At 49.5% G+C, this 24,091-nt stretch carries 23 protein-coding genes and 1 pseudogene; 16 read left to right on the forward strand and 8 right to left on the reverse strand.

Annotated elements, in window-relative coordinates:
* Positions 1 to 276: phosphorylase family protein (locus tag ABUL11_RS06220; RefSeq protein WP_502890036.1), on the forward strand; the 276-nt coding region annotated here is incomplete at its 5' end.
* A gap of 24 nt (positions 277 to 300) precedes the next feature.
* Positions 301 to 1,017: pseudogene (locus ABUL11_RS06225) on the forward strand (M48 family metallopeptidase).
* A gap of 42 nt (positions 1,018 to 1,059) precedes the next feature.
* Here the strand turns inward: ABUL11_RS06225 and glcF are convergent.
* From glcF to ABUL11_RS06245, 4 genes are read right to left on the reverse strand one after another with little or no spacing between them, the layout of a single operon-like run.
* Entirely contained in the window at positions 1,060 to 2,319 is a 1,260-nt protein-coding gene (glcF, locus tag ABUL11_RS06230; RefSeq protein WP_350282998.1) for a glycolate oxidase subunit GlcF, read from the reverse strand.
* 3 nt (positions 2,320 to 2,322) lie between these two features.
* On the reverse strand, positions 2,323 to 3,408 hold the full coding sequence (glcE, locus tag ABUL11_RS06235) for a glycolate oxidase subunit GlcE (protein WP_350282999.1): 1,086 nt from the start codon (positions 3,406 to 3,408) through the stop codon (positions 2,323 to 2,325).
* A gap of 9 nt (positions 3,409 to 3,417) precedes the next feature.
* Positions 3,418 to 4,872 carry an FAD-linked oxidase C-terminal domain-containing protein gene (locus tag ABUL11_RS06240; RefSeq protein ID WP_350283000.1) on the reverse strand — a complete coding sequence of 485 codons (1,455 nt, stop codon included), beginning with the start codon at positions 4,870 to 4,872 and terminating at the stop codon, positions 3,418 to 3,420.
* Positions 4,862 to 5,956, reverse strand: a complete 1,095-nt coding sequence (locus ABUL11_RS06245) for a 2-hydroxy-3-oxopropionate reductase (protein ID WP_350283001.1) — start codon at positions 5,954 to 5,956, stop codon at positions 4,862 to 4,864. The genes ABUL11_RS06240 and ABUL11_RS06245 overlap by 11 nt, the downstream gene beginning before the upstream one ends.
* A gap of 105 nt (positions 5,957 to 6,061) precedes the next feature.
* On the opposite strand from ABUL11_RS06245, the gene rfbA reads away from it, so the two are divergent.
* The 4 genes from rfbA to ABUL11_RS06265 all read left to right on the forward strand — a co-directional run bounded on the left by rfbA (position 6,062) and on the right by ABUL11_RS06265 (position 9,644).
* A complete protein-coding gene (gene rfbA / locus ABUL11_RS06250) occupies positions 6,062 to 6,943 on the forward strand; it encodes a glucose-1-phosphate thymidylyltransferase RfbA (RefSeq protein WP_350283002.1) in 882 nt (293 codons plus the stop codon).
* On the forward strand, positions 6,943 to 7,488 hold the full coding sequence (rfbC, locus tag ABUL11_RS06255) for a dTDP-4-dehydrorhamnose 3,5-epimerase (protein ID WP_350283003.1): 546 nt from the start codon (positions 6,943 to 6,945) through the stop codon (positions 7,486 to 7,488). Before rfbA ends, rfbC begins: the two co-directional genes overlap by 1 nt.
* Positions 7,489 to 7,557: 69 nt before the next feature.
* Positions 7,558 to 8,565, forward strand: a complete 1,008-nt coding sequence (gene galE / locus ABUL11_RS06260; protein WP_350283004.1) for a UDP-glucose 4-epimerase GalE — start codon at positions 7,558 to 7,560, stop codon at positions 8,563 to 8,565.
* 164 nt (positions 8,566 to 8,729) lie between these two features.
* The gene (locus ABUL11_RS06265; RefSeq protein WP_350283005.1) at positions 8,730 to 9,644 is read left to right on the forward strand and encodes a formate/nitrite transporter family protein; all 915 of its coding nucleotides are present in this window, start codon (positions 8,730 to 8,732) and stop codon (positions 9,642 to 9,644) included.
* A 45-nt stretch (positions 9,645 to 9,689) separates the two neighbouring features.
* Here ABUL11_RS06265 and ABUL11_RS06270 read toward each other — a convergent pair whose 3' ends face one another.
* The 4 genes from ABUL11_RS06270 to ABUL11_RS06285 form a co-directional block, all read right to left on the reverse strand.
* Positions 9,690 to 10,259: a hypothetical protein gene (locus ABUL11_RS06270; RefSeq protein ID WP_350283006.1), complete on the reverse strand. Its 570-nt coding sequence runs from the start codon at positions 10,257 to 10,259 to the stop codon at positions 9,690 to 9,692.
* Positions 10,243 to 10,872, reverse strand: coding sequence for an SCO family protein (locus ABUL11_RS06275; protein WP_350283007.1), 630 nt, complete (start codon positions 10,870 to 10,872; stop codon positions 10,243 to 10,245). Before ABUL11_RS06275 ends, ABUL11_RS06270 begins: the two co-directional genes overlap by 17 nt.
* A 94-nt stretch (positions 10,873 to 10,966) precedes the next feature.
* Positions 10,967 to 12,445 carry a cbb3-type cytochrome c oxidase subunit I gene (locus ABUL11_RS06280; protein WP_350283008.1) on the reverse strand — a complete coding sequence of 493 codons (1,479 nt, stop codon included), beginning with the start codon at positions 12,443 to 12,445 and terminating at the stop codon, positions 10,967 to 10,969.
* 39 nt (positions 12,446 to 12,484) lie between these two features.
* Positions 12,485 to 13,042 carry a cupredoxin domain-containing protein gene (locus tag ABUL11_RS06285; protein ID WP_350283009.1) on the reverse strand — a complete coding sequence of 186 codons (558 nt, stop codon included), beginning with the start codon at positions 13,040 to 13,042 and terminating at the stop codon, positions 12,485 to 12,487.
* 260 nt (positions 13,043 to 13,302) lie between these two features.
* Here ABUL11_RS06285 and leuC point away from each other — a divergent pair, with 260 nt between their 5' ends.
* The 10 genes from leuC to trpA all read left to right on the forward strand — a co-directional run bounded on the left by leuC (position 13,303) and on the right by trpA (position 24,090).
* Complete coding sequence (leuC, locus tag ABUL11_RS06290) at positions 13,303 to 14,715, forward strand: 3-isopropylmalate dehydratase large subunit (protein WP_350283010.1); 1,413 nt, start codon at positions 13,303 to 13,305, stop codon at positions 14,713 to 14,715.
* 31 nt (positions 14,716 to 14,746) lie between these two features.
* Complete coding sequence (locus ABUL11_RS06295; RefSeq protein ID WP_350283011.1) at positions 14,747 to 14,875, forward strand: entericidin A/B family lipoprotein; 129 nt, start codon at positions 14,747 to 14,749, stop codon at positions 14,873 to 14,875.
* 5 nt (positions 14,876 to 14,880) lie between these two features.
* Positions 14,881 to 15,546, forward strand: a complete 666-nt coding sequence (leuD, locus tag ABUL11_RS06300; RefSeq protein ID WP_350283012.1) for a 3-isopropylmalate dehydratase small subunit — start codon at positions 14,881 to 14,883, stop codon at positions 15,544 to 15,546.
* Positions 15,543 to 16,613 carry a 3-isopropylmalate dehydrogenase gene (gene leuB / locus ABUL11_RS06305; protein WP_350283013.1) on the forward strand — a complete coding sequence of 357 codons (1,071 nt, stop codon included), beginning with the start codon at positions 15,543 to 15,545 and terminating at the stop codon, positions 16,611 to 16,613. Before leuD ends, leuB begins: the two co-directional genes overlap by 4 nt.
* Positions 16,614 to 16,761: 148 nt before the next feature.
* Complete coding sequence (gene asd / locus ABUL11_RS06310; RefSeq protein WP_350283014.1) at positions 16,762 to 17,883, forward strand: aspartate-semialdehyde dehydrogenase; 1,122 nt, start codon at positions 16,762 to 16,764, stop codon at positions 17,881 to 17,883.
* A gap of 203 nt (positions 17,884 to 18,086) precedes the next feature.
* Entirely contained in the window at positions 18,087 to 20,384 is a 2,298-nt protein-coding gene (locus tag ABUL11_RS06315; RefSeq protein ID WP_350283015.1) for a motility hub landmark protein FimV, read from the forward strand.
* Between the two features lie 167 nt (positions 20,385 to 20,551).
* Positions 20,552 to 21,337, forward strand: a complete 786-nt coding sequence (gene truA, locus ABUL11_RS06320) for a tRNA pseudouridine(38-40) synthase TruA (protein WP_350283016.1) — start codon at positions 20,552 to 20,554, stop codon at positions 21,335 to 21,337.
* 60 nt (positions 21,338 to 21,397) lie between these two features.
* Complete coding sequence (locus ABUL11_RS06325; protein ID WP_350283017.1) at positions 21,398 to 22,033, forward strand: phosphoribosylanthranilate isomerase; 636 nt, start codon at positions 21,398 to 21,400, stop codon at positions 22,031 to 22,033.
* Positions 22,011 to 23,210, forward strand: coding sequence for a tryptophan synthase subunit beta (gene trpB / locus ABUL11_RS06330; protein WP_350283018.1), 1,200 nt, complete (start codon positions 22,011 to 22,013; stop codon positions 23,208 to 23,210). Before ABUL11_RS06325 ends, trpB begins: the two co-directional genes overlap by 23 nt.
* A gap of 52 nt (positions 23,211 to 23,262) precedes the next feature.
* The gene (gene trpA, locus ABUL11_RS06335) at positions 23,263 to 24,090 is read left to right on the forward strand and encodes a tryptophan synthase subunit alpha (RefSeq protein ID WP_350283019.1); all 828 of its coding nucleotides are present in this window, start codon (positions 23,263 to 23,265) and stop codon (positions 24,088 to 24,090) included.
* The last annotated feature ends 1 nt before the right edge of the window (position 24,091 follow it).

Raw genomic sequence — 24,091 nt, forward strand, 5'->3', positions numbered from 1 at the left:
GATCGTTTTGTCAGCACTTCGGCTGAATCTGCTGCACTGCGTGCTGTGCTTGCTGCAGCCGGCCATCAGGCACTCGCTGTTGAAATGGAAGGTGCCGCAGTGGCGCAGGTATGTAGCGATTTCGGCAAGCCATTCGCTGCCGTGCGCACCATCTCTGATCGCGCCGACGATAGTGCTCACGTCGACTTCTCACGTTTTATTCGCGAGGTCGCACGACCCTATGCGGATCACATCATCAAGGGATTCTTATTGCGACAGTCAATTGAGGCTATATAGAATCAAAAATCAGCAGAGTGACTGATGAGCGAGCAGATCAGGCTGGAAGATCTTACGATTTTCGTACAGCGCAGGGCAGTAAAGCATGTTTACCTGAGGGTGCATCCGCCGGATGGCCGAGTAACAATAGTAGCGCCGACGGGTACCCGGCTGGAAGTAGTACGTGATTTTGTCATCGCGAAACTGGGCTGGATCCGTAAACAGCAGGCAAAACTGCAATCGCAGATCAGGGAAGTTCCCCGGCAGTTTATTGAACATGAAAATCACACATTGTGGGGATAAGATTATTTATTGCGAGTGGTCGAAAAACAGGCTAACCCTTGTGTGTGGCTGGATTACCAAACCATTACGCTACAGGTACGCCCGGGCAGTGATTTTCTCAAACGCGCTGCCGTGATGCACGCCTGGCATAAATCCTTACTGCATGCCGTGATACCCGGTCTGATCGATAAATGGCAGGATCGATTAGATGTGAGTGTGTCTGCCTATTTCCTGCAGAAAATGAAAACTCGCTGGGGAAGCTGTAACACGAGACGTCACCATATCCGGCTGAATACCGATCTGGTGAAGAAACCAAAGGATTTACTGGAATATGTTGTGGTGCATGAGATGGTTCACCTGATCGAGCCATCACATAACAAGCGGTTTGTTGCATTGATGGATCGGTATTATCCAATCTGGCGTGAGGCTACGGCAGAATTGAATCTATTGCCGCTGGCAGCGGTACGGCCGCGCGGGTAGGTATTTGGCAGGAAAAGTGGGAGCAGGGTTTGTACCCGGTGATTATCCGCCCAGGGATTCATCCAGTAGTTCGATCCAGTGACGTACCGGCAATGAAGTACCGCCTTGCAGGTGCATCTGGCAGCCGATATTGGCGGTTGCCACCATTTCCGGATTTTCCATGGTCAGTGCAGTAATTTTGTTATCGCGCAACTGGCGGGAAAGTTTGGGTTGCAGGATGGAATAGGTACCTGCTGAGCCACAACAGAGATGAGGGTCGGCTACTTTTGTCAGATTGAAGCCTGCTGCTTGCAGGATGGGTTCAATTTTTCCTTTCAGCTTCATGCCGTGCTGCAAGGTGCAGGGGGCATGAAAAGCCAGACTACGCGGTGATGTAGGTTTGGAAGAAGGGTTTGCTGTTTGTAGTAGCGGGATCAGTGTGGCTGTTTCTGCCGCGATGACTTCGCTGATATCCCGGGTCAGGCTGGAAGTGCGTGCCGCTTTCTCAGCGTAAATCGGATCGTGCTGCAGCAGATGGCCGTACTCCTTGACGGTGACACCACAGCCGCTTGCCGTGACGATAAGGGCTTCAACCGGATTTTCGGATCGTGTGATAAAAGGCCACCAGGCGTCGATATTGCGGCGCATGGCGCTCAACCCTTCTTCCTGTGCATTGAGATGATAGGCGAGTGCGCCACAGCAGCCGGCCTCCTGTGCGGCAATGACTGAGATGCCGAGCCTGTCCAGTACACGAGCAGTCGTGTGGTTGGTATTCGGCGTCAGTGCGGGTTGAACACAGCCATCGAGTATCAACATGGAGCGCGTGTGCGCTTTACCCGAGAGGTTGCGGGCGGTTGCCGGTTTTGGTTGTATCGCCCTTTTCAGGTGAGCAGGAAGCAACGGGCGTCCCAGGCGGGCAACGTCCATGAGTGTGCTGAACAGGGTGCGGTTGGGCAGCAGTTTGCGCAGGGTATAGCGCTTGAATGTGGCATAAGGGGTGCGCTGGATTTTTTGTTCAACCATGCCTCGGCCGATATCGAGCAGGTGTCCGTACTGTACCCCGGACGGACAGGTAGTTTCACAGGCGCGGCAGGTCAGACACCGGTCGAGATGCAGCTGTGTTTTTTCAGTCACCTCCTGGCCTTCCAGCATCTGTTTGATCAGATAAATCCGTCCACGGGGGCTGTCCAGTTCGTTTCCCAACAGTTGGTAAGTAGGACAGGTAGCGAGGCAGAAGCCGCAATGTACGCAACTGCGTAGAATAGCGTCGGCTTCTTTCCCTTCCGGTGTGTCTTTGATGAGATCGATCAAACGGGTTTGCATAGCTCAAAACTCGGTATACAGTCGTTGTGGATTCAGAATGCCTGCGGGATCGAACTGTTGTTTCAGTCGCTGATGGATTTTCAGCAGAGCAGGGGAAAGCGGATGAAACACGGGAACTGCCGTTTTATTGCCGTGAAACAGCGTGGCGTGGCCGCCGGCATCTGCAGCGTGTATGCGGATTACGGCAGCATCGGCATCTTTATCTGTGACGAGCCAGCGTAGTGCTCCACCCCATTCGATCAGTTGCTTACCCGGCAGTGAAAGCGGGGGAGTTGTCGGCTTGATCGACAGGCGCCATAGTGATTTTCCGCTGGATTTTCCTTCCTGGAAAAACGAATGAGTGTGGTTTCGGATCGATTCCCAGAAGTGATCATCATCGTTGATTTTATCTCCGCCCAGTCTGGCATGAGCGGTTTGCACGGCAGATTCGGCGCCGGAAAGTCGAATGTAAAGCTGGCTGTCATGAAAGCAGGTGGCTGAAACCGGCAGTGGTTCAGCCGTGCAGCGGCGCATGATCGCCATGGCTTCCGGTGTGCTGGCCTGGAAGCACAGGGTGCGCTCAGTTGCCGGTCTGGGAAGTACTTTGAGCGATATTTCGAGCAATACACCCAATGTACCCATTGCACCTGTCATGAGGCGGGAAACATCATAGCCGGCAACATTCTTCATCACTCGTCCGCCAAAGGACAGGATATTTCCCTGACCATCGAGCAGTTTGGTGCCTAATACATAGTCACGCACTGCACCGGTATAGGCCCGTCTGGGGCCGGATAATCCGGCTGCGACACATCCGCCCAGTGTGGCAGAGGCATGGAAATGAGGAGGCTCGAAAGCCAGCATCTGGCTGTGGTTGTGCAATAGCTTTTCTATCTCGGCCAGCGGTGTGCCGGACCGGGCGGTGATCACCAGTTCGCTCGGCTCATAATCGACGATTCCCTGCCAGGTGGACGTATCGAGTACGGAAGAATGCTGTAAAGCCTGCGGATTGCCGTAAAAATCCTTGCTGCCGCTACCACGGATACGTAGTGGCTGCTTATTTTCGGTTGCAGCATTGATAGTGTCGATGAAATGATCGGGAAAAATCTTCATGACAAAAAATTAGAATCTAGGTATTTCCGGGAATTTTTCAGCTCCCCCGTGTACGTGCATGGCCCCGAATTCGGCACAGCGGTGTAATTCAGGAATCGCTTTACCCGGATTGAGTAGTGATTCCGGGTCGAATGCCGCTTTGATGGCATGGAATCGACTGCGCTCGGCATCATTGAATTGCAGGCACATCTGGTTGAGTTTCTCGATTCCCACACCGTGTTCGCCTGTCAATGATCCGCCGGCTTCGATGCAGATTTCCAGTATTCGTGCGCCGAATGCTTCTGCCTTTTGCAGTTCACCCGGTTGGTTGGCATCGTACAGAATCAGGGGGTGCAAATTGCCGTCCCCTGCATGAAATACATTCATGCAGCGCAGGCCGTATTTTGCCGAGAGTTGTTCGATTTGTTCCAGCACATGTGCCAGATGCTTGCGCGGAATGGTGCCATCCATACAGTAGTAATCCGGTGAAACCCGGCCTGCTGCGGGAAAGGCTGCTTTTCGTCCGGCCCAGAAACGCTGCCGCTCGGCTTCATCCTGTGCCAGACTGATCCGGGTAGCGCCGCTTGCCTGCAGAATGGTGCGTATCCGCTCGATTTCATCAGCGACTTCTTCCGCCATACCATCGGATTCACACAGCAGTATTGCCGCACCTTCGAGATCGTAACCCGCATGCACGAAATCTTCGACAGCGTGAATGGTAATCTTGTCCATCATTTCCATGCCAGCCGGAATGATACCGGCCTGAATGACGCTGGCGACTGCTTCTCCGGCTTTTCTGACATCGTCGAATACAGCCATGACCAGTTTCACCGTTTCAGGCTTGGGCAGCAGTCTGACTGTAATCTCGGTGACGATCCCCAGCATGCCTTCACTGCCTGTCATCAGGGCGAGCAGATCGAATCCGGGACTGTCGAGCGCATCTGCACCGATTTCCAGTATATCTCCCTCGATCGTCAGCACACGCAGCCGCAAGATATTGTGGACGGTCAGCCCGTATTTGAGACAGTGCACCCCTCCTGAATTTTCTGCCACATTTCCGCCGATGCTGCAGGCAATCTGGGAGGAAGGATCAGGTGCGTAATACATTCCGTAATGTGCAGCGGCTTCACTGATGGCCAGATTGCGGACCCCCGGCTGCACACACGCAGTACAGCTTGCAGGATCGATTTCCAGGATACGGTTCAATCTGGCTAATGACAGTAACACACCTTCTGCATGGGGAAGCGCGCCCCCGGACAGGCCGGTGCCGGATCCACGTGCTACCACCGGGACACGTTCGGCATGGCAGATTTGCAGGATCGCGGCAATTTCAGCCTCGGTTCGCGGCAGCACGACGACCATCGGTACCTGCCGGTAGGCAGACAGCGCATCACATTCATACGGTCTCAAATCCTCTGCCTCGTGAAGTATGGTTTCCGCAGGCAGAAATTTGCGGAAGGCTTCGATCAGCTGATTACTGTTCATGAGCAGATTCAGTAAGAGTATCGAGGGTATGTCCAGCCAGTTGTTCGAGGATGCGCACGATGGCTGAACTGTCCTGTTGCGCATCTCCTTGTGCAATACTGGCATTATAAAGTGATTGAACCAGTGCAGTGCCGGGGAGACTGACGCCCAGTTCAGTGGCGCAATCCAGTGCGATGCCGAGATCTTTCCGGTGCAGATCGACGCGGAAACCGGGGGCAAAGGCATGTTTGATCATGCGTTCTCCGTGTACTTCCAGAATGCGTGAGGCGGCGAATCCTCCCAGCAGCGCTTGTCTGACCCTATTGGGATCAGCTCCGGCTCTGGAGGCCAATACCAGTGCCTCAGCCACAGCTTCAAGTGTCAGGGCCGCGATAATCTGATTGGCTGCTTTACAGATCTGGCCGGTTCCTGGCTCACCAATGCGAGTAATGGTTTTTCCCATTAATGCCAGTATCGGTTCTATTTTTGCAAAAACCGGTTCGGTTGCCCCGACCATGATCGTGAGGGTAGCATTTCGGGCGCCGATATCTCCGCCTGATACCGGTGCATCTGCGTACTCGTGACCGAGCTGTCTGATTCGGGTGACGAAATCCTGGGTTCTGATGGGGGAAATCGTGCTCATATCGATGATGATTTTCGATCGAGGTGGATTCGCAGGCAGGCCTTGTGCAATTCCGTTCTCGGCAAACAGCACCTTTTCAACATCAGGCGTATCCGGCAACATCAGGATGATGATATCCGCATGTTCAGCTATGGTCTTGGGAGTGGGACAGGCTAACCCCCCCGGTACTGTCAGCTCAGCGGGTACGCCACTGCGTGAGTTGAGATAAACCGGGTACCCTCCCCGAATGAGGTGGCCGGCCATGGGTTTCCCCATGATGCCCAGGCCGATGAAACCGATCGTTGTCATGTGAACAGTATTACCGAGAAAATTGGTTTTATCTGCCTTAAGCAATCCCGGTAAAACAGATAAACTGTCCGCTGATTCGGCTGGCTTTGGATCTGTTAATCTATCTGTCTCCGTGTGCTGGCAGCAAGTTCGTAGTATAGCAGCCAGTCTTTCGTGAATTGATCCTATCTGCAAGAATCCGTATATTTCCAGGTTCTTCCAATTCCTCTGGCTGAGTACCGTTATTTCATCAGCGGGAATATCCTGGATTACATACCCAAAATATCAAGGAATAAATACATGACACGCAGAGGCCTTATTCTTGCGGGAGGGTCTGGTACCCGGCTGCATCCGGCGACACTTGCGCTGAGCAAGCAGTTATTGCCGGTATTCGACAAACCCATGATTTATTATCCACTCAGTACCCTGATGCTGGCAGGCATACGCGATATTCTTATCATCAGTACACCACAGGATACCCCCCGTTTTCAGCAATTGCTGGGTGACGGAGAACAATGGGGGCTGAATCTGCAATACGCAGTGCAGCCCTCACCCGACGGCCTCGCGCAGGCTTTTCTGATTGGCGAGGGTTTTATTGGTAACCATCCTTCTGCACTGGTGCTGGGAGATAACATTTTCTATGGCCATGATCTTCAGCGCCTGCTGACTCATGCCATGATGCGCACTGAAGGGGCCAGCGTATTCGCTTACCATGTGCATGATCCGGAACGCTATGGTGTAGTCGAGTTCAATACACAGGGCAAGGTATTGTCACTGGAAGAAAAACCGATACAACCAAAATCCAGTTACGCGGTGACCGGGCTGTATTTTTATGATACGCAGGTCGTCGATCATGCTAAAGCACTCAAACCTTCTGCGCGCGGTGAACTGGAAATCACCGATCTCAACCGTCTTTATCTCGAACAGAGCAATCTCAGTGTAGAAATCATGGGGCGCGGCTACGCTTGGCTGGATACAGGTACGCATACAACTCTGCTCGATGCCAGTCAGTTCATTGCTACCCTGGAAAACCGGCAAGGTCTGAAGGTTGCTTGTCCGGAAGAAATTGCCTACCGGCAAGGATGGATAGATGCAGCCCGGCTGGAAGTACTGGCTCAATCGCTGGCTAAAAATGGTTATGGCCAGTATCTGCTAAAAATACTCAAGGAAAATGTGTTCTGATGAAAGTAATTCCTCTTGCTATTCCGGAAGTCGTGCTCATCGAACCCAAAGTATTTGGCGATGAACGTGGCTTTTTTTTTGAAAGTTTCAACCAGGCCCGGTTTGAAGAAGCTGTCGGTAAGAGAATCAATTTTGTGCAGGATAATCACAGTCGCAGCGTGAAGAATGTTCTGCGCGGTCTTCATTATCAGATACAGCAATCGCAGGGAAAACTGGTGCGCGTGATACAAGGCGAAGTTTTCGACGTGGCGGTCGATCTGCGTAAAAGCAGCTCAACCTTTGGCCAATGGGTAGGCCAGGTTCTTTCTGCAGAAAACAAATACCAGCTCTGGATACCTGAGGGGTTCGCCCATGGTTTTGTCGTATTGAGCGATATCGCAGAATTTCTTTACAAGACGACGGATTACTATGCGCCTTCCTATGAGCGTTGTCTGCTCTGGAATGATCTGGTGCTCGATATTCAGTGGCCGACTGAAATTGTCCCTGTTCTTTCAGCCAAAGATTCTCAGGGCAGGCCATTCAACGAGGCGGAAGTATTCGACTGATGCAATTTATTTTTTTGATGTAGCAAGGGCAATTGCCTGCTGAATCTGATCTGAAAGTGAGAGATTGATATGACTGTTCTCGTTACCGGCGGTGCCGGTTATATTGGTTCTCATACCTGTGTTGAACTGTTGATGGCCGGGTATGAAGTGGTGATATTCGATAATTTCTGCAACAGTCATCCAGAGGCATTGCGCCGTATTGAGCAGATTACCGCTAAAAAAATCACCCTCGTCACAGGCGACGTACGTAATCAGGTTGCGATAGAAAAAGCGTTGAAAGATTATGGATGCGAGGCCGTGATCCACTTTGCCGGACTGAAGGCAGTAGGAGAATCGGTCGAAAAGCCGCTTGAATACTATGACAATAATGTCGTCGGTACTCATCGGTTGTTGGCCGCAATGCAGAATTGTGGTGTGTATACACTGGTTTTCAGTTCCTCGGCAACGGTTTACGGTGATCCGCAGCGTCTGCCTCTGACGGAAGATCACCCGCTGTCCGCCACCAATCCCTATGGTCGCAGCAAACTCATCATCGAAGAGATGCTACGCGATATGTATCAGGCCGAGCCTCGATTTCGTATCGCTATTCTGCGTTATTTCAATCCTGTCGGGGCTCATGTTAGCGGCCTGATTGGTGAAGATCCACAGGGTGTCCCCAATAATCTAATGCCTTTCGTTGCACAGGTTGCAGTGGGTCGGCGTGAATATCTGAATGTATGGGGAAGTGATTATCCGACGCATGATGGAACTGGTGTACGGGATTATATTCACGTCGTGGATCTTGCGCTGGGGCATCTCAGTGCGCTGAATTACCTTACCGCGCCACAATGTATTGCAATCAATCTAGGTACAGGTATCGGCTACAGTGTTCTGGACGTGATCAAGGCTTTTGAGGGATCCAGCAGCCGGCAGATAGATTATCGGCTTGCATCCAGACGATCCGGTGATGTAGCCGCCTGCTACGCGAATCCTGAGCTTGCTGAGAAGCTGCTGGGGTGGAAAGCGCAACGCGACCTTGCTGCGATGTGCAGGGATCATTGGCGCTGGCAGAAGAACAATCCGGCTGGGTATGTATGAACCGATATCCTGGTGAGCATCATTGTAAATGATCGTAACCTGCTAAATAAGCAGAACTATTTTCTTGCCGACCCTCCTGGGATATGGCAAAATCCCGCCGGCCGTGCAGTTTTTATGCACGACTTGACCATCGTCAATTCCCTCAATTAACTCATCTCAAAAATATGAAAGAATCTGAACAACCATCGATCATTCTGAATGAACGGGTCATCCAATCCAGCATTGCTGCAGAAACCATGTCAACGGGTGGTTCTGTAGCCAGTGCGCCGGCCAAAGCGAGCAATGAGCCAACTGCAGTCATTGACAGTGTCTCACCTATACAGATGGGACATGATCTTGTCGAAGATGCAACAAAAAAGAAAAAATTCAAAGTTGGCCAGATTCTGATAAGGGGTTTCTTATGCACTCCTTTTCTGGCCTATGCCACGGCATTGTGCGCGTTGCTGGTTTCACAAGGCTGGCCAACGGCAGCAGCCGGCCTGCTTTTCCCGGCAGGTTACGTTATGCTGTCGATATTAGGGCTGGAGATGGCGACAGGTAGTTTTTCAGTGATGCCGATGGGGCTCTTTGCCGGCAGATTTGGATTGGGTAGTGTGATACGCAACTGGTCCTGGACATTTGTCGCCAATCTGATTGGTGGTGTTTTCTTTGCCTACTTGCTCTGGTTCTCATTGACCAAAGGAGGAGCAGTCGAGCCTCCAGGGGTTCTCACTACACTGGCGCATCTTGCAGAAAAGAAGGCTTCCTATGCAGGGTATGGGATGAACGGCTGGTTTGCAGCCATTGGTATGGGAATACTGTGTAACTGGCTGGTGAGTCTTGCTCCGGTTTTTGCCAAGGGATCACGCAGTGTACCTGGTAAGATCATGTTAATGTGGTTACCACTTGCGACCTTCTTCTCACTTGGTTTTGAGCACGCGGTTGTCAATATGTTTGTTTTCCCGATTGGCATTCTGTCGGGTGCAGATGTGACGATTTCTCAGTGGTGGTTATGGAATCAGATTCCCGTCACGATAGGTAATATGCTGGGAGCAGTGATATTCAATTCAACCTTATGGTATCGCACACATAGAGCATGAGATAAAGATTGCAGTGATCCGCTATTCGGTGGGTCACTGCAAGTTTTATGTGTTGATGATTTTGGTTCCAAACATTACTCGAAGTGTCCAGGCAATTGCCCAGGCACTTCCAATCAGCAGCAGTAACTGCCCTAAAACACGCTGATCGCTCAAGAGATAATTTGCACAGAGACGATCGGGCAGATCGAGATAGAGCCACCCCAGACGCATAAAAGTAGCCCAGAATTCCAGCTTTAGGACGCCTTGTGCAATCGGATTGAGCAAGGGCCAGCTTATTCCCAATGCAATACCCATTGCCGGGACGGTGATGAATTTTGCCAGCTCTATGTACCATTCGGATACAGCAGCATCCAGTGCACGCGGCAGCATCCAATAAGTCATAATAATAATGGCGAAAGCCATACCTGTTATTCCCCACCGGTTCCATGGCGCTATTTTGTTACTCCAGCTTTCAGGCAGTGCTCTGCCAAGCCTCCATCCAATGACTGTCAGCGCCGGGAGCTGAACGAGCATGTGCGTTACCATGCTTTGTTCCAGAAATTGTTGCATCGGTGGGAGAACGAGTATTATCAGGGCTGCCAGAAGCAGCCATTCCAGTTTAATTTTTAGATGCATTATCCTTGCCCTCCAATGCCTGATCCAGGTAGGCACGTAGTTCATCCATCTGTTCTATCCCGAAGATGGCAACCAGTTTTCCATCCGGGTTGATGATATGGTAACCGGCAGAGTGCGTATAGCCACCGTACTCATCAGGGATGACGACCACCTTAAAAAAATCCAGAATAGCTTCTTTCTGAGGTGAGCTGGTTGGCCGGACGGCTATCCAGTTTTTGAAGTCAGCAGAAAAATGACTTAAATGTTCTTTCAGTCTTTGGGGAGTATCTTTTTCTGGATCGAAGGTGATACTGAGAAAGCGCAGCTTGTCTGATTTTCCTTCGGCAGACAAATCTTTTTGCAGATTCTTGAGATTACCGCTAAGTATCAGACATACACCGGGGCAACTTGTATAGATGAAATCTACAACAATGAGGTGCCCGTGCCAGTCTTGAAAAGTAAAAGTTTCTGCATCCTGATTCTGCAGTTGCCAATCGGGTACAGAACGGGGGGTTTCACGGATTTCAAGGCGTCGTGCTTCTTCAGCTGTAAAAGCACGTCCCCCATCGGTACTTATCCAAAGAATAAGTATTCCAGAGATGGCTATGAAAAGTGTTGCCAGGAAAGTTCTCATCCCTTCTTCTCCTTTATGGTGAAGGTATATCGATTATCCCTGTCAAATCCGGCAATTCTCTATTTTATGCAGGAGAATTGCCGGTGTTTCTGTTTTACTGAGGGTTGTTTGCACCCGGCAGACTTACCAATGCACGAATGATGAACAACAACATTCCCAGAACGACCAATGAAGCGGCCACAGCACCTACCTGAGCAAAGCTGACCCATTCCGGCATATGCGCTGCCCAGCGACGGGGGATGCTGTTTGCACCACTGGCCAGGAAGACCATGGATGTCATGAATGCCCCAATCAGATAGGCATAGAAGCCAAGGTTGTCAGTTGCTTTAGTTTGCTCTTTGCTGTCACCTTCACCCGCCAGAAAGTAGGCAAAGCCAATGAGCATTGGCAATAATCCCAGCAGCAGGTAGAAATGGAAGTGACCAGGTACCCACAAGGTATTGTGGAATGTGCGGTTCACGGTAACCATTGCATCCAGAATCGCAGGGATTACCCCAGCCCACCAGCCGAACATGGATAAGAACAGCAGTTTGGCCGAAGTGGTCCATTTGATACCTGAACGGTATACGATCATCAGGGCACCGTAGCCGGTAACTACCATCACTGGAATACCACTGCCAAAAGAAAGTACCTGTCCTACTACGAGTGCCCAACTCGGCATCGCAAAATCCATCATGAGGTGGTGTGGATAGACACCCATTACCATGAACACAATTGCAAACCAGGCTGCATAAAATACCTTGTTGGTTTTCCATGGACGGCCGGTATAGCGTGGCAGAAGTTCATAAACAGCGATGACTGATGCGTAGATGGTGGCATTGATGACAACGTGACCGAAGAAGTAAATCAGATTCTTCATCAGCAGTGCATCTGGCTTGAATTCAGGGTAGAAAAGATTGATCAGACCCATCACCAGTACCACAGCACCTGCAGCGATACCCAGGAAGTTGACGATCAGTACCATCGTGCTGGCCACCACTGCTGCCGGGTGTTTGTAATTCACAGGTTCTTTACCGAAAAGCTGGGTAAGTCCCAGTGCACGGGCCAGACTGCCGTAGCGAGCCAGAATGGCACGACCAAAATCCAGATAAAGAATAAGGAAACCAACACCGATGATAAGCAGGCCAACCTGGAATAGTGCTGCTGCGCCATTCGACCAGGCGCCCATTGAAATGGCGGGCAGCGGGAAGAGGAACGTCCAGGCACCACCATATTTACCAACGAAAATGGAGCCGAGTATCAGAACGACACCCGTCAGAAAAATAAAGAAGTTCGTCCAGAAAATCCCGTTGCTCAGGCGGACGTACTGGCGCAGGAAGTACCATTGTACACCGGTTGATGTGATCATTGCCGCTCCCACGACCCCTACACCGTGTACCGTCATGATCTGATAGAACAGATCAGCACCAATTTCCAACCAGGTGCCTTGTGCTGCACGCATGGTAAAGCCCGCAATCATCATTAACAAAAATACTAAAAATCCCGCAATTAAATGGGATTTGACGGCAATCAGTGCATTCCGATTTTCCGGGTCGGAATACACAACCTTTTCATTTACTTCAGCTGTACTCATTGTATCCTCCAATATTCTTAGCTGTATCAGTTCGCTTGTTTATTCTACTGTTAACTCAGTGATCATCGCGTGATGAGCCAAGCCGCAGTATTCCAGACAAAGAATCTTGAATTTTCCCGGTTTGTCGAATGTGTGAATAAGCTTATTCGTATAACCCGGCATAGCCTGTGTCTGAGCGACCAGTTCCATGTGCTCATCGTAGATTCCAAAACCATGGTTGACATCTGCAGCAGATACTTTAAATTCAACCGGCTGACCGGCTTTCACAGTAGAGGGTGTCATTATCCAGTACCATTGGTGTGCATCTACAGTAACGTTTTGATAATCATCACTTGAATATTCTTTTTTCTGATCAGGCGTTGGAAATGGAGTCGTCGTGAGTACAGAAACAGTGAGTCCAAGTACGAGTAGAAAAAGAAACCATTTACTGCGTACGCCGTACCACTTCTTGATGATTGATTGATAATCCGGATCAGCTTCTTTGGAATTAACAAATACGTAATAAAAGACTGCTATGACCAAGCCTATACACACAAGTGTGATGGCATAAACTGTTGAGATCATTTTAAACTTTCCCCCTCCTTGTTTGTTAAACAAGTCGCGGAATCTACATTTGATAAAAGTTGCTGTCAACTAATTAATTTTAGTGATCAAAATCCATTTTTGTCTTGTGGTTTATTGAGTTAGCGTTGGTTGACCCTCGAACAAAGAGCGTGTTTCTGCATTAACCGACAGTATATTTTGAGTGCTTTTACCAGACATGTCATTGCATTGCCGGCGCAGAGATTCTGTTACGGGAATGGGCTTTATGGGATAATTACGCGCATGCGAGACTGATACTCATATTTGAATTAAAAATGAAAACGTTATACGACAAACTTTGGAATGACCATGTAGTGTATACGGAATCGGATGATCCGAATGGCATGGTCATTCTGTATATTGATCGCCATTTAGTACATGAGGTTACCAGTCCTCAGGCTTTTGAGAGCTTGAAGCTGGCCGGACGCAAGCCCTGGCGAACTGGCTCGGTTCTGGCAGTGGCCGATCATAATGTTCCAACGACTGACCGAACCGGTGGTATCAGTGATCCCGTATCTCGTTTGCAAGTCGAGACCTTGGATCAGAATTGTGAAGAATTCGCGATTACCGAATTTAAAATGGATGATGAGCGTCAGGGAATCGTTCATATAATCGGACCTGAGCAAGGTGCGACACTGCCTGGCATGACTGTGGTGTGCGGAGATTCCCATACCAGTACACATGGGGCATTTGCTTGTCTGGCATTCGGTATCGGGACATCCGAGGTTGAGCATGTTCTGGCGACACAATGCCTGGTTTCCCGAAAATCCAAAAACATGCTGGTCAGGGTTGAAGGAGATTTGCCACCTGGTGTGACGGCTAAAGATGTGGCACTGGCCATTATTGGTGAAATAGGTACGGCCGGGGGTACGGGTTATGCCATTGAATTTTCCGGCAGTGCGATACGATCCCTATCCATGGAAGGCCGGATGACGCTTTGCAATATGGCAATTGAGGCAGGTGCCCGTGCGGGTATGATTGGAGTGGATGAAGTCACGATCGATTATATCAAGGGGAGGCCCTTTGCCCCACAGGGGACGCTCTGGGATCAGGCGGTGGCGTACTGGCGTACATTGAAAAGTGACGAGGATGCGGTTTTCGACCAGGTGGTGGAATTGAAGGCAGTCAACATTAAACCCCAGGTAACGTGGGGGACATCACCAGAAATGGTGACCACGGTGGATGGATATGTTCCCGATCCTGCAGATATCAGCGATCCAACCAAACGCCACGATATCGAACATGCACTCGGATATATGGGGTTGAAGCCGAAGATGCCCATTCAGGAAATAACGCTGGATAAAGTTTTTATTGGTTCCTGTACCAATTCACGTATCGAAGATCTGCGTGCAGCCGCAGAAATTGTCAAAGGCAAACGGATTGCTCCGAATATCAGGTTGGCTATGGTGGTTCCTGGTTCCGGCTTGGTCAAATCGATGGCCGAGAAAGAAGGGCTGGATAAAATTTTTCTGTCGGCAGGATTTGAATGGCGTGAGCCTGGATGTTCGATGTGCCTGGCTATGAATGATGACAAACTACTACCCGGAGAGCGTTGTGCCTCGACTTCCAATCGTAATTTCGAAGGTCGACAAGGTCCCGGCGGGAGAACCCATCTTGTCAGTCCAGCCATGGCGGCCGCTGCAGCGATAGCTGGCCATTTTGTGGATGTGCGTTTTTTTATTCAGTAAGTAAGGTTTTTATTTCCTAAGGAGATCCATAATGAAAATATTGTCTGCATTGTTTCTGCTGCTGGTCATTACTACCCAAGTGACTGCCTGTAATACTATGCAGGGGTTTGGCAAGGATGTTCAACGTGGCGGTGAAGCCATTGAAAAAACTGCAAAATAAGCAGAATGAAAAAATTTGAGCAGTTCAAAGGAATAGTTGCGCCGCTGGATCGGGCAAATGTAGATACGGATGTGATTATTCCCAAGCAGTTTCTGAAATCGATCAAGCGTTCAGGTTTTGGCCAGAATCTATTTGATGAATGGCGCTATCTTGATTATGGAGAGCCAGGTAAGGATCCTTCATTACGTCAACCTAATCCGGATTTCATCTTGAATCAGCCACGCTATTATGGGGCCAGGATTCTCGTCGCGCGTGACAATTTTGGCTGTGGATCCAGTAGGGAGCATGCTCCCTGGGCGTTGCAGGATTATGGCTTTGCTGTAATTATTGCGCCGAGTTTTGCGGATATTTTTTATAACAACTGCTTTAAGATCGGTTTACTGCCGGTCATACTGGAATTCTCCGTCGCTGACAGACTGATCAGGAATACACTCGAGACAGACGGTTATCGACTGGAAGTAAATCTGGAAGCACAAACCGTGACGACCCCCTCGGGCGAGATCCATCGGTTTGAAGTCGATTCATTCCGTAAGCACTGTCTGCTTAACGGACTGGATGAAATTGGGCTGACGCTGCAGCATGCCGACAAAATCAGAACCTTTGAAATGAATCGTCGTGATCGACAACCCTGGCTGTTTTCACAGGAAAATAAAGATAGAATAAAAACATGAAAATTGCATTGCTTGCCGGGGATGGGATCGGTCCTGAAATCGTAGCTCAGGCTGAGCGGATATTACGTTACTTTCAGCAGGAAGGCTTGCAGATCGAGCTTGAATCTGGTTTGCTGGGCGGTTGTGCTGTAGATGCTACAGGCGAGCCCTTCCCGGAAACAACACGCCGGTTGGCAGTCAAGGCGGATGCCATACTGCTGGGAGCAGTGGGTGGAGCCCAGTACGACCGCCTGCCTCGTGAAAAACGGCCAGAGCAGGGATTACTGGCCATTCGGAAGGAGCTTAACCTGTTTGCTAACCTGCGGCCGGTAGTGCTGTATCCGGAGTTGGCGAATGCTTCGACATTGAAGCCGGAAATTGTCGCTGGACTGGATATTCTGATTGTACGCGAATTGACCGGAGATATTTATTTCGGGAAACCACGGGGGATCGAATACCGGGATGGGCAGAAAGTGGGCTTTAATACGATGATTTATTCTGAATCAGAAATCAGGCGTATCGCTCATGTGGCGTTTCAGGCAGCTGGCAGGCGAAACGGCAGGCTTTGCTCGGTGGACAAAATGAATGTCCTGGAATGCACGCAGTTATGGCGTGATGTGGTGATGGAAACGGCGCGATCGTATCCGGATGTCACCCTCTCGCACATGCTGGTGGACAATGCGGCGATGCAGCTGGTACGCAACCCTCGGCAATTCGATGTGGTGGTTACGGGAAATATGTTCGGGGATATTTTATCGGATGAAGCATCCATGCTGACTGGCTCGATCGGAATGCTTCCTTCTGCTTCTCTGGATGATCAGAATAAGGGTTTGTATGAGCCTATCCACGGATCTGCCCCGGATATCGCCGGTAAAGGAGTTGCTAACCCGTTGGCAACCATCTTATCTGCGGCAATGATGTTGCGTTACTCTTTCAATGAAGAAACAACAGCATCACGAATCGAACGTGCCGTTCAGAAGACACTGAAACAGGGCTATCGTACCGAAGATATTTATGAAGCGGGTATGAAAAAGGTCGGCACTGCAGAAATGGGGGATCGTGTCTTGGCGAACTTGCAATCCCAGTAATTTCATTGTTTCGTTACATGCTGTTTTCTATTTCTGTTTATCGCCCGGTTTTACCGTTTTTTTCTGATTCTTTGATGGTATGCCGGATAGTAAGCTGTCAGGAATAGCGTAACATTAAAACTATCTTGTAAAAGGCTGAGTGAATTACATGAAACGAGTCGGATTTGTGGGCTGGCGCGGTATGGTGGGCTCTGTTCTTATGCAGCGAATGCGTGAGGAAAATGATTTCTCATTGATCGAGCCTGTATTTTTTTCAACTTCACAAGCAGGTGAGAAAGGGCCGGATATCGGCCGGGAAGCAGGATTGCTCAAGGATGCTTACGATATCGCAGCCTTGCGGGAAATGGATATCCTCATATCCTGTCAGGGGGGAGATTATACCAGCGACGTTTTTAAAAAGCTGCGTGAATCCGGCTGGCAGGGGTATTGGATCGATGCCGCTTCTACGCTCAGGATGAGTGATGATGCAATTATCATTCTTGATCCCGTCAATCGTTCGGTGATCGATGATGCGTTGAACAAGGGTGTCAAAAATTATATCGGAGGTAATTGCACGGTCAGTCTGATGCTGATGGCCGTTGGTGGGTTGTTCGACCAGGACATGGTTGAGTGGGCAAGTATCATGACGTATCAGGCGGCATCAGGAGCAGGCGCGCAAAATATGCGTGAACTGCTGCAGCAAATGGGAGAAACTCACGATGTTGCAAAAGATTTACTGGAAAACCCTGCCTCCAATATATTGGATATTGATCGCAAGGTTGCTGAAAAATTGCGTGACAAAGAATTTCCCGCTCAGAATTTCGGTGTTCCATTGGCTGGGAGCCTTATCCCATGGATTGATCGCGAGGTTGCACATGGCCAGAGTCGGGAGGAATGGAAAGGACAGGCTGAGACCAATAAAATTCTCGGGCACGGCGATGAACCGGTACCGGTCGACGGGATCTGTGTACGGGTTGGAGCGATGCGCTGTCACAGTCAGGCATTGACAGTCAAACTGAAGAAGGATATTCCACTGGAAAAGATCGAGGAAGTCATCGCAGCATCCAATAAATGGGTTCATGTGATTCCTAATGAAAGAGAAGCCACTACCAGAGAACTTACTCCAGTTGCAGTTACCGGGAAGCTCGATATTCATGTTGGCCGCATACGCAAATTGAATATGGGAGGCGAATATCTCTCTGTTTTTACGGTGGGAGATCAGTTATTATGGGGCGCAGCCGAACCATTGCGCCGAATGTTGCGTATTCTGGTCGAAGATCAGGCTGCATAAAATATTTCAAATCGTTCCTGATTTTGAGCGTTGCAGCAACAGAGAAATGTGATGACATTTCTCTGTAACATCTGCTGCTTTTGCGGTTTTTGAATCATAATGCTCAGATAATGTCGAGGGGTATTCGGGTGAAGATAATGAATTGCAGTGTTAGGGATATATCTCCTTGCGTTTTATACAAAGCATTTTTGGCAGGTGTGCTCATGTCCGCCTGGGTCGTGCAGGCAGCTGGCCTGGGGAAGCTGACCGTGAGCTCATATCTTGGTCAGCCCCTCAAGGCGGAGATCGCTCTGGAATCTGTAACTGATAAAGAAATCAATACACTATCTGCCAGGCTTGCTTCAACCAAAATTTTTCAGAAAGCAGGTATCAACCTTGCTCCATACCATGCAACTTTATCTGTAGTTATGGAAAAACGAACGGATGGGCAACCCTATGTTCGTGTAGTTTCATCGCAGGCGATCAACGAGCCCTTTCTTAAATTGCTGATTGAGCTTCACTCATCCTCCGGGCGTATGCTACGTGAGTACAACGTTCTGCTCGATCCGGCCGAAACTCAGAAATCGGCCACTGCAGTGTCGGTTATACAATCAGCCGACAATCAGGCAGAAGATTCTGTTGCGACTGCACCCAGGGAAATGCAGTCTTCCCTTAGAACAGAAAAGCAACTACCGCCTTCTCAGGAAAGACCAGCCGTTCAGACCGGGAATACCTACGGTCCGGTTATTCAGGGGGATACTTTGAGCAGAATTGCAAGACAGGTATCCCCTGACGGTGTCAGTCTCAATCATATGCTGGTTGCGTTGTATCGTGCGAACAGGGATGCTTTTCTTGAAAAGAACATGAATCTGCTCAGAGTGGGCGTCATTCTGCGTATTCCTAACGAAAACGAAATATCGTCCGTCACTGCCAGAGAAGCTGCTCGTGAAGTAGCGGTACAGAAAGAAAGCTGGAACAGTTACCGTCAGAGAATTGCAGATTTGGCTGACAGTGCGCCGGAGAGGGGTAAACTGAAACAATCTCAGTCAGGAAAAATTATAACTGTTTCTGACGATGCTTCTGTTGCAGGATCGAGTAAATCTGAAGAGGTGTTGATTCTTTCGAAAGGAGAGTTGCTGAACGACGATCATTCATCCGTCAAAAATGCTGAAAGCAAGACTGCTCAGAACTATTTACATATGATGGAAGAAGATGCGATTGCGAAAGAGCGGGCATTGCGTGAAGCGAATGAGCGGGTGGCTATTCTGGAACAGAATGTCGCCAAGTTACAGCGTCTGTTGGAGTTGAAAGAAGAAGCTTCCGGAAATAAGATTCAGATTGAACCAGATCAAACCCAACTTATATCTGGTTTGCAACCAGTTCCCGTGACGACTGAGCAGGCTGGAACCATGGCTGAGACTTCTGAATCTGCTATTCGGTCTCCGGAAAAACCGGTATTGCCTGTTACCATTCCTGTACAACCGGTTAATTCGGTGTCATCGGCCAAACCTCTCAAACCAGCCGATCCTGTATCAGAGGAGCCTGCTCTGATGGATACACTGGTCGAGTCTGCGATGGAGAACAGCGAATGGGTTATTGGTAGCCTGGCGGCATTGCTGACGATTGCTTTCGGAGCATCGGTGGTTCGTCGCAGAAAAGCGCAAGCAGAGGATCTGAACGCTGAGGAAGATCTATATAATTTTAATGAGAAGGATAGTGGTTCAGAAACGTCAGCAATGACTGAGACTATGCCATCTGGTTCGGAAAATCTGGAAAGTTCGGAAAGCACGATTGGATCGACCCAACAGGCTGCTGGCCCGATAATAATGGAAAATTCCAGCTCGACTGACGATCACACTGATGTCGATCCGGGGTTGTTTTTTGGAAGCAGGCAGGGTGAGAAGATCACGGAAGATTCTTTTCTGGATGATTCAGCCGACCAAATTCAGGAAGAAGATGATGCGACATTTAACGAACTGGATGAATTAGGTTACGAGATCAAAATTGATACGGAAGAGCCTGATCAGACTGAATACAAGCAAGAAACCATCGTTGAAACCGGGGAAAATGATAAAGATGATATAGGTGAACAGTGGATTTTCACGGCCACTGATACTGATCTGGAGCGTAAACCTGATTCAGTGCAGCAACAGGATACTGTTGAAGAATTTGCTTCATTGCATGATGAGCATCAGATCAATTTTAATCTGAATCTCCCGGCTGACACGGAAGCTCAGGAACCGGAGCCGCGCGTGGCGAATGAATTATCGGATTTAGGCTCCAGTCTGGCGAACATTGATCTTGATCTGGGAGATAAGCCTGACACGAAATCTCAATCCGGTGAATATTCTGAAACTGAGGAAATGCAATGGCAAGAAGTTGCGACCAAACTTGATCTGGCCAAAGCTTACCTTGAAATGGATGACAGGGAAGGAGCCAGGGAAATTCTTGAAGAAGTGCTGCGTGAAGGTGATGGTGAACAACGATCAACAGCTCGTTCCATGTTGGATCAAATAAGTTGAACATCCAGCCTGCCGCGAATACCGGAAACATTTCCGGCAGTTCAGAAAAATACAGTTCTTTTTTAATCTGAAGGGGTTCTAATATCAACTGTTCTGGTCAGGTGATTTTCTATCTCTTTGAATCAGGATAACGGTGAGATCACCCGAAAAGAATAAAGTATTTTTTCGTGAAAATCGTTTTGGCGGTGGAATATGATGGCCATAGTTATTGTGGCTGGCAAAAACAACTCGGTTGCCTTTCTGTACAGAGCCAATTGGAAGGTGCCCTATCAGGGGTTGCAGGCACGCAGATACAGATTGTTGCAGCAGGGAGGACGGATGCAGGTGTGCATGCATTGTGCCAAGTAGTACATTTTGAAACTCTTGTACAACGGCCTTTGAGTGCCTGGGTCAGAGGAACCAATGCACTTTTGCCGGATGATATCTCAATATTGGAAGCGTCGGAAGTCAGTGATGATTTTCATGCCCGTTTTAGTGCAACCGAGCGTACCTATTTATATTATCTGTTGAGTCGCCCCGCTCGCCCTGGCGTTCATCACGGAAAAATCGGGTGGGTTCATTACCCGCTTGATCTTGAGAAAATGCAGGTAGCAGCAAAGCTGCTGATTGGCAAACACGATTTCAGTGCATTTCGTTCATCGGAGTGTCAGTCGAGAACTGCTGTACGGCAACTTACCAGTCTGAATATCAGTCAACATCAGCAACTTTTCATTTTTGAATTCTGTGCCAATGCATTTCTGCATCACATGGTTCGAAACATTCTCGGAGGATTGGTTTATGTCGGCCGAGGAAAATATTCCCCGGAATGGATGCAGATACTCCTGGAAAAACGTGACCGTACACTGGCCGCACCAACATTTTCGCCGGATGGGCTATACCTGTCTGGTGTCCGATACGATGCCAGATGGAATTTACCCGTTTTTAACGTTACCCGGCCGCTGGATATCATATAGAACGTATTCAGAGCATGACCATCCAGAGAATCTGGGCAGAGGATGTCAAAAGGAGATTGAGTGCGCATCCGTGTAAAAATATGCGGTATTACCCGTTTGGAAGATGCCCTAGCCGCCGTGCAACATGGTGCGGATGCCATCGGCTTCATTTTATGGCCGCAGAGTGAACGATATATTTTGCCTGAAGAAGCGCGCCGGATCGTGAAATGTCTACCCCCGTTCGTACAGGCGGTAGGCGTATATGTTAACCCTGATAAATCGTGGGTGGAGGAAACCCGTGCTGTTGCCGGACTTGATCTCCTGCAGTTTCATGGGGATGAATCTGCCGATTTCTGCAGCCGGTTTCATCTGCCGTATATCAAAGCTGTTCGTGTCCGGGACGGGCTGGATTTGCTACAATACGCGCAACATTACACGGGAGCCAAGGGATTATTGCTGGATACTTATACAGCAGGGATACCAGGAGGGACTGGCCATGTGTTCGATTGGAAACTTATTCCCGCAGAGTTGTCGCTGCCATGGATACTGTCCGGCGGACTTCATTCCGGCAATATCACCGATGCCATCGGACAGACACATCCGTCAGCAATCGATGTTTCGAGTGGTGTCGAGGTCGCCAAAGGTATCAAGGATGTGAACAAAATTTCTGCTTTCATGCAAAAAGTGAGGTCCTGTGAAGATGTACGATCTTCCTGATAAGCGTGGTCATTTTGGCCCGTATGGCGGTACGTTCGTGGCTGAAACCCTGATTTCCGCCCTGGATGAGCTGTGTAAGCAGTATGAATATTATCGTGATGATGCCGAATTTCAGGCAGAGTTTTTTCATGAGCTCAAACACTATGTAGGTCGTCCCAGTCCCATTTACCATGCCAAACGCTGGTCAGAACATCTGGGAGGTGCACAAATCCTGCTGAAACGTGAAGACCTCAATCACACAGGCGCTCACAAGGTAAACAATACCGTGGGCCAGGCTCTGCTTGCAAGGCGCATGGGCAAAGGCCGTATCATCGCTGAAACGGGTGCCGGTCAGCATGGAGTGGCCAGTGCCACCGTTGCTGCCCGGTACGGAATGGAATGCGTCGTATACATGGGTTCCGAGGATGTCAAACGGCAGGCCACCAACGTTTATCGCATGAAGTTGCTCGGAGCCACGGTTATTCCGGTCGATTCGGGTTCGTGCACACTCAAGGATGCATTGAATGAAGCCATGCGTGACTGGGTTACCAACGTGAGTAACACTTACTACATCATTGGAACGGTGGCAGGGCCACATCCTTATCCAATGATGGTCAGAGATTTTCAGGCAATCATTGGAAATGAAGCCAGGCAACAGATGCAGGAAGAGTATGGCAGACAGTCGGATGCCCTGATCGCATGTGTGGGAGGAGGGTCCAACGCCATTGGCCTGTTCTACCCCTATATTGATGAAGAAAATGTCCGGATGATCGGCGTGGAAGCTGCTGGTAAAGGGGTCGATACACATGAGCATGCCGCCACACTGGTAACGGGCAGGCCAGGTGTATTGCATGGTAATCGTACTTATCTGATACAAGATGAGAATGGTCAGATCATCGAGACACATTCAATTTCTGCCGGCTTGGATTATCCCGGTGTAGGTCCGGAGCATGCATGGCTCAAGGATTGTGGCCGTGCCGAGTATGTGGCTGTGACGGATGAGGAAGCACTGACTGCATTTCATGCGCTTTGCCGATTCGAGGGCATCATTCCTGCACTGGAATCCAGTCATGCCTTGGCTTACGCCGCCAAACTTGCACCAACGCTCAATAAAGAGCAGTTGCTCCTGGTCAATCTGTCCGGCCGTGGAGACAAGGATATGGTAACGGTAGCACAGCAGTCAGGTATTTCCCTCTAACTGGGCAACCCATGAACCTTATCCTGCCTGAATTTTTCTGGTCATCTGTCAAATGAATCGTATCCAATCTGTCTTTTCCCGGCTCAAATCACAGAATAGAGCTGCGCTCATTCCTTTCATTACGGCGGGTGATCCTGACGCAACTACGACAGTGGCGCTGATGCACCGGTTGACGCAAGCCGGAGTGGATCTGATCGAACTGGGCGTACCCTTTTCTGATCCCATGGCGGATGGGCCAACCATACAGCGTTCTTCAGAGCGTGCATTGAAACATCACATCAGTCTGAAAGATGTATTTTCCATCGTGGCCGAGTTCAGAAAAACCGATCAGAGCACACCGGTGGTCCTCATGGGTTATGCCAATCCGATCGAGGCTATGAGCTATAAAGATTTTGTGCAGGCAGCCAGCCACGCTGGAGTCGATGGTGTCCTAGTCGTCGATTATCCACCAGAAGAGTGTGCTGAATGGGTGCGCTATTTGAAAAAGCAGAATATCGATCCAATTTTCCTGTTGTCCCCTACGACACCGGAGTCACGCATCAGGCAGGTTGCGGAGCTTGCCAGTGGATACGTCTATTATGTTTCTCTGAAGGGAGTCACAGGTGCCTCGCACCTTGATTCGCATGAGGTTGGCGACAAACTGTCGCAACTTCGTTCGTACATCAGTGTTCCGATCGGAGTGGGTTTTGGTATACGAGATGAACAAACAGCACAGCGTATTGCGGAACAGGCTGATGCAGTAGTCATAGGCAGCCGTATCGTGGAAGAGATCGAACGTTCGCCAGCGGCGGATTTATTGGCGAACGTGGGGGCCTTGGTAGAGTCTTTGCGACGTGCAATCGATGCAAAATCCGATCATTCTTCTGTTACGGAGAAGTGAT

This window comes from Nitrosomonas sp., assembly GCF_040256045.1.
Lineage (GTDB): Bacteria > Pseudomonadota > Gammaproteobacteria > Burkholderiales > Nitrosomonadaceae > Nitrosomonas.